The 5743-nt window shown below is 59.1% G+C and carries 7 protein-coding genes and 5 pseudogenes; 4 read left to right on the top strand and 8 right to left on the bottom strand.

All coding sequences use genetic code 11. The annotated features are described in order from the left end of the window. The 8 genes and pseudogenes from JCM13995_RS12630 to JCM13995_RS12595 all read right to left on the bottom strand — a co-directional run. The coding region (locus tag JCM13995_RS12630) for a nucleotidyltransferase family protein (protein ID WP_156314495.1) at positions 1 to 230 on the bottom strand (230 nt) is incomplete at its 3' end. A gap of 2 nt (positions 231 to 232) precedes the next feature. Further along, positions 233 to 969: pseudogene (locus JCM13995_RS12625) on the bottom strand (class I SAM-dependent DNA methyltransferase). Continuing rightward, entirely contained in the window at positions 966 to 1325 is a 360-nt protein-coding gene (gene rsfS, locus JCM13995_RS12620; protein WP_054666226.1) for a ribosome silencing factor, read from the bottom strand. The pseudogene JCM13995_RS12625 and the gene rsfS overlap by 4 nt, the downstream one beginning before the upstream one ends. Then, complete coding sequence (yqeK, locus tag JCM13995_RS12615; protein WP_054666223.1) at positions 1325 to 1927, bottom strand: bis(5'-nucleosyl)-tetraphosphatase (symmetrical) YqeK; 603 nt, start codon at positions 1925 to 1927, stop codon at positions 1325 to 1327. Before yqeK ends, rsfS begins: the two co-directional genes overlap by 1 nt. Further along, positions 1920 to 2568: pseudogene (locus JCM13995_RS12610) on the bottom strand (nicotinate-nucleotide adenylyltransferase). Before JCM13995_RS12610 ends, yqeK begins: the two are co-directional and overlap by 8 nt. Before the next feature lie 4 nt (positions 2569 to 2572). Beyond that, a complete protein-coding gene (yhbY, locus tag JCM13995_RS12605; RefSeq protein WP_054666220.1) occupies positions 2573 to 2890 on the bottom strand; it encodes a ribosome assembly RNA-binding protein YhbY in 318 nt (105 codons plus the stop codon). Positions 2891 to 2900: 10 nt separating this feature from the next. Continuing rightward, positions 2901 to 4018 (bottom strand): annotated as a pseudogene (yqeH, locus tag JCM13995_RS12600) (ribosome biogenesis GTPase YqeH). Then, positions 4005 to 4535, bottom strand: a pseudogene (locus JCM13995_RS12595) (YqeG family HAD IIIA-type phosphatase). The pseudogenes yqeH and JCM13995_RS12595 overlap by 14 nt, the downstream one beginning before the upstream one ends. Before the next feature lie 245 nt (positions 4536 to 4780). Here JCM13995_RS12595 and JCM13995_RS12590 point away from each other — a divergent pair. From JCM13995_RS12590 to JCM13995_RS14085, 4 genes and pseudogenes are all read left to right on the top strand, one after another. Further along, entirely contained in the window at positions 4781 to 4999 is a 219-nt protein-coding gene (locus JCM13995_RS12590; protein WP_054666216.1) for an alpha/beta hydrolase, read from the top strand. 71 nt (positions 5000 to 5070) lie between these two features. Next, positions 5071 to 5214, top strand: a complete 144-nt coding sequence (locus JCM13995_RS14735; protein WP_156314493.1) for a hypothetical protein — start codon at positions 5071 to 5073, stop codon at positions 5212 to 5214. Positions 5215 to 5270: 56 nt separating this feature from the next. Continuing rightward, complete coding sequence (locus tag JCM13995_RS17285; protein ID WP_263849686.1) at positions 5271 to 5405, top strand: hypothetical protein; 135 nt, start codon at positions 5271 to 5273, stop codon at positions 5403 to 5405. Positions 5406 to 5407: 2 nt separating this feature from the next. Beyond that, positions 5408 to 5743: pseudogene (locus JCM13995_RS14085) on the top strand (alcohol dehydrogenase catalytic domain-containing protein); the annotation flags it as partial.

The following is a 5743-nucleotide window of genomic DNA, read 5'->3' as shown; positions in this document are numbered from 1 at the left end:
ACCGCCGTCGGTGGTCCGGCAGGCTCTACGACCAAGTCGGCGCCGCTGGCTAAGGCGGCCTTGGCCCGCGCCCATTTATCCACCACGGCCGGCTCGCCGCGCTGGACATAATTGCCCGCCATCAGCACCACGACCACATCGGCTTTGCTCAACTGCCGCGCCTGCCGCATTGCGTAGACGTGGCCATTGTGCAGCGGGTTAAATTCGGCGATCATGCCAACGGCTTGCATCATTATCCCTTCTTCGCGTGAAAGAACCAACGCGTGCTTTTGTCATTCACCGGCTGCTCGCCAAACTCTGCGGTGACTTCGACCTGCACAAAACCGGCTGAAGCAAGCGCCTGCTTGAAAGCCTCAAGCGAATAAGTCCGCTCCTTATGGGTTTCGATCATCGGGTGGTAGGCGTCGAGTTTTCATCATAGACGAAAAACGTCAGGTCGTGCTCAACTGAGTGCGGGACCTCACCTTCGTAGCTGTGCCACATGAACGCGTAGTCCTCGGTTTGGTAATTGTACATGTACCCCGGGAACAGGTCATCCATTTGATGCAGCGAATGCGCGTCGAAGAAAAAGTCCCCGCCTGCCGGCAGCCGCGCCGCCACTTGGGTGAACACGGCTTGAACGGCGGCCAGGTCCTTCATGTAGCAAATCGAGTCGTCAAAGCAGGTCACGACGTCACACTTCGGCAGCGCACTGAGATCCTGCATGTCGCCTTGGATCAGCGGCAAGTCGACTTTGGCCTGCTCGGCCTTGGCCTCCGCCAGTGCCAGCATCTCGCTGGACAGATCAAACACGGCCACGTCAAAGCCAGCCTGCTTCAATAAAAGGGCTAAGCTCCCCGACCCGCCGGCCAGCTCCAATAAGCGCTGCCCGTGCGGCTTGACCCGGGCGAGCACGTAATCGCGCCACTTCAGGTAAAGTGAATCGTCCATCAGGGTGTCGTAGACTTCGGCAAAGGTCGAGTAGATCATGCCTTGACCCAGTCTTTCACATCGACCAGCGGCGCCTCGTTCCACAATTTTTCCAAGTTATAAAAGGCACGTTCCTCCGGCGTAAAGACGTCCACGACCACGTCGCCAAAGTCCATGAGGATCCACTTGGAATCCTTGTTGCCTTCGATCCGCGGCTCCGGGCCACCGGCGGCTTTCACCTTTTCCTCAACGTCGTCGACGATCGCCTGCACCTGACGGGTGGTCCCGCCGCTGACGATCATGAAATAATCTGCGAGCAGTGAGACTTCGGTCATATCCAGCGCGACGATATCTTCGGCGCGTTTGTCATCAGCCGCCCGAACGGCGGTTTCTAGTAATGCTTTCGAGTCCAGAATTATCCCTCCCTAGGAATAAATGCGTTGTAAGTCAGTAATGTTTTCGGATAAACGATCTTGTTCTCTGCGATCAAGTACTGCAGGGTGTTTTTCAGTTCGATGAAGCTGGCCTGGCGCATGTCGGTCGCTGCCGCCTTGCGTGCCGCCACCTCCGCGTCCAGCGTCCGGGCCGGCTCAATGAAGTCGGCGACGAAAATGATCTGGTCCAGCAGCGTCATGTCGGGGTCACCGGTGGTGTGGCGCTCGATGGCCTGCAGCACCAGCTTATCCGTGATGCCGACCTCGGTTTGAATGAACCACGTGCCAACCAAACCGTGCCAGACGCCGCGCCCGTAATTCAAAAGGTCCGGGTCAAACCCGTCCTCCATGATCACGCGCTTGTAATCTGCGACAGGGATCTGCTTGGCGTAGTCGTGAAACAGGCCGGCCAGCCCGGCGCGGTCCACATCGGCGCCGAAACGCTTGGCCAGTTCTCGGGCCGTTTTCTCAACGCGTAGACAGTGCTGGAAGCGCGCATCGTCAAGGCGATTTTGCAGGTGGTTCAGCAGCTCGGTCCGGTTCAGGTCGTGCGTCAAGGTCGCCGGGTATTCATAATCACTCACGGTACAAGCCCTCTTTCTCAATGTAGGCGCGGACGCAATCCGGGACCAGGTAGCGAATACTCTGGCCCGTTTGCACCCGCGTGCGGATTTCGCTGGACGACACATCGATGAGGGGCGCGTCGACCCAGGTGATGGGATACGGTGAGGCCGGGGCAAAACCGCGCCGCTTCACCCCAACGAAATGAACCAGCTTCAGGAGCTTATCCACGTCCCGCCACTTGCAGGTAAGCCACCATGTCCGCACCGATAATGAAGTAGTAATCGGTGTCGGGATGCGCCTTTTTGAGCGCGCGCATCGTGTCGATGGTGTAACTGACCCCGCCGCGCTTGACCTCAGCGAGCTCAAGGTCAAACAGCGGATTATCGTGGATCGCCGCCTGCAGCATGGTCACCCGCTTGCCGACCGGGATCGCGTCCTTGTGGTCGACATGCGGCGGCTGGTTATCTGGCATGAACAGCACCTTTTGCAGGCCGAGGGTCGTCCCGACCGCCTCCGCCATGATCAGATGGCCAATGTGCACCGGGTTAAACGTCCCGCCGAGGATCCCGATCTGTTTGCGCCGCGGGCCAAGGATCTGCTCGGACACTTCCTCGGTGATCACCGGCTGGGTCAGGGTCGTTGTCTTGCTTTTGCTCCCCATGCGCTTACTTCCCCAGTTTGGCCACTTTGTCTGACAACTTGCGGTGCGCTTCCTGGGTTGCCTTGCGGTACATCAGCACCGTGCGGCCCATGGTCTGCGCGACCTGCGCCCCGCCGATGGTGCGGCTGAGAAAAGCCCCCACCTCAGCCGGCGTCTCTTCCGCGGTCGGTAAAAGCGAGACCTTGACCAGTTCGCGGGCCTCCAGGGCCTTGGCGACACTGTCGACAAATTGGTCCGACAGGCCGTTTTTGCCCAAGGTGGCAACGGGGCGCAGCCGGTTGGCCCGACCGCGCAAAAAACGTTTCTGTTTTCCAGTAAGCATGCTCATTCTCCTAAATCAATGCCTTTCGTAACAACACATCGACGCATCCGGCGCCCAGCCGGCCACGGTGACGCCGGCTGGGACCACGACCCAGCCCAAGCCCGCGATCACAAGGTCTGACGCCTCTTTGGGCGTGAACTCAAAGCGCACGAGTTTGGGAAAAGCGGCTAAGTCTTCCGCGCGCGGCGGCGCCAACAACCCGCCGCGGTGCTTTTCGTAAAAGTCGTCGGCGTTTTCCAGCTTGGTCCGGTGCAGCAGCAGCTGATTATCGGCGTAAATGGTAAACCCGGCTTTCGGCCCGCGCAGGTAGTCAAACCGGGCAAGCCCGGCGAAGAAGACGGTTTGGCCGGGATTGAGCTGATAAACGGTTGGCCGGATTGGCTTGCTTGGGGACACCAGCTTCAGGTCCTTCGGGTTGAGAAAATGGGCCATCTGCCGGCGGTGGATGATGCCGGGCGTGTCGATCAGGAAGTGCCCATCGTCCAGCGGAATCTGAATGCGATCCAGCGTGGTCCCAGGAAAGCGCGAGGTCGTGATCAGGTCCGCCATGCCGTTTTCGTCTTTGATGATGCGATTGATCAGCGTGGATTTCCCGGTGTTGGTCACCCCGACCACGTAAACATCGCGATGCTCGCGGTACTGCTCGATCAGATCCAGCAGCGCGTCCAGGTTATGCCCTTTCTTCGCTGAGGTCAGCACTGTTGCCACCGGCCGCAGCCCTTGGGCGTGAGCGGCTTGAGTCAGCCAGTTCGTGACCTTGCGCGGGTTGATCGACTTAGGCAGGACATCGGCCTTGTTGCCGACCAGGATCACCGGATTGTCGCCGACAAAGCGGTGCAAACCGGGAATGACGCTGCCGTTAAAGTCAAAAATATCGACGACGTTCACGATCAGCGCGTCGCTTTCACCCAAAGCATTTAATAGGCGCAAAAAATCGTCGTCCGTCAGTGACACCGGCGCGACTTCATTGTAGTGGCGCAACCGAAAACAGCGCTGGCAGTAGACTTCTTCCCCAGCGCGCGCCTTATCAAGTGAGCTTGCCGGCAGAAAGCCTGCCGCTTTGGGGTCCGTGCTTTGCAAGCGGGCCCCGCAGCCGATACAATACAGCGGCTCATCAGTGTTTGTCATTCAATTCCTCCGTAAAATTAAGCTGATTATTCTTCTTCATGCGATGCAGGACAAAGCCCTCAAAAAAACCGGTTGATCCGGGTATTCCAGGCGTCTGTTTCCACCAGTGGCTGCACCAACACAGTGCGCACATTCGCCGCGTTGCCAGCGGCGATGTCCGTCAGCAGTTGATCGCCAACCATGACCACGGCGTGCTTCGAAAGGCCCAGCTGACGCACGGCGCGGTTGATGCCGACCGGAAACGGTTTGAGCGCCCTAGCGACAAACGGCAGATCCAGCCTGGCCAAGGCCCGACTGATCCGATCGTGGTTGTTGTTGGACACCACCATGACGGTGATCCCCGCCTGTTTCATCTCCTGCAGCCAATCGTGCAACTGCTGCGTCCCATCAGGATTATTCCAGGCAATCAGCGTGTTGTCCAAATCGGTCAACACGGCCGCGATGCTTGGCGCTTCAGCTGCGCCGGCGTTAAGTTGTAGATGGCTTTGACTAGCCAGGTGGGTTCAAACACTGCCACAAGCGGCCTCCTCTATTTCATAGTTCTTTTTATTATAACACGTGCCAAGCCTAAACCTCGGTCTGCGCGCAAACTTGACTGCGGCTTCAAGGATTATTCACGTCTGAACACACATTGTCAAGCGGCGGCGAGCCAAAATCGTCGCATTCGCCCGCCCAAAGCGGTACGCTGGCCTTAAAGCCGATGCGCACTGCCGCGCTTTCACGGCGGCCGTTTTGGCCTCTGCTGCAACTCAGGAGGTAGCCATGACCCTGCATTATCAATTTGTGGACGGTGACCGCGCGCTTGCGCCACTACTGCTGCTTCATGGCAATGGCGGGACCGAGCGCGACTTGCTCCCCATCGGCCGCTTCATTGCCCCAAGCGCGCCGCAGCTGTCGATTCGCGGGCGTGAAATTCAAGCCGGTGAGCCGCGTTTTTTTTCCGCGATTTTGCCAATGGCTCCGCCGACTTCGCAAACCTGACGGCCGAAACGACCTGGCTGTTTGATACCGTATCGAGGCTGACCCGAAAATATCAACTGAACGCCGCCCGCATGATCATCGTCGGCTACTCCAACGGCGGCAACCTTGCGATTCGGGCCATGATGACCCGGACGCTGCCCTTCAAAACCGCCTTGCTGTTTCACCCCAAGACACTGGGTCAGTCGAGCAGCCAAAACTGGCGCCGCACACCTTAGTTTGGGCCTCGTTTGGCACCGCCGACCCCATTGTCTCCAGCGCCGCGTTTGCTGCCTTGCAGGGCCAGATCCGGGCGGCACGCGGCGCCTTGACCACCTTCACCCATGAGGAGCAGCACAATCTTAACCTCGCCGAACTGCGCGCCGCCAAGCAGTGGCTCGCCGACTCCGGCCGACTAAAGGAGGAATAGTCGTGATTCGCTTTGGTTTTGACCATTATGGTGACCCGACCGTCTTGACCGCACTGAAGGCCGCAGTGCCCCTGCCCAAAGCGGGCCAGGTCCAGCTCCAGGTACTCGGGTTTGGGCTCAATCCTTACGACGCGTCGCTGCGCCGCGGTGAGCAGGCCGCTTTTCGCAAGCTGAAGTGGCCAATCGTCCAGGTACTGATGTCGTCGGCCGCGTGACTGCGCTCGGCGCCGGGGTCTCAGCCTTCGCCCTGGGTGATGTCGTCATCAACTACCGGCCCATTGGCGGCTACAGCGAGTTTGTCACCGCCAGCATCGGCAAACTCACGAAAAAGCCGGCCG

It is taken from the genome of Lacticaseibacillus camelliae DSM 22697 = JCM 13995 (assembly GCF_001311195.1).
Lineage (GTDB): Bacteria > Bacillota > Bacilli > Lactobacillales > Lactobacillaceae > Lacticaseibacillus > Lacticaseibacillus camelliae.
Note: the sequence above shows the minus strand (reverse complement) of the source record. Positions and strands in the feature narration are given on the sequence as shown.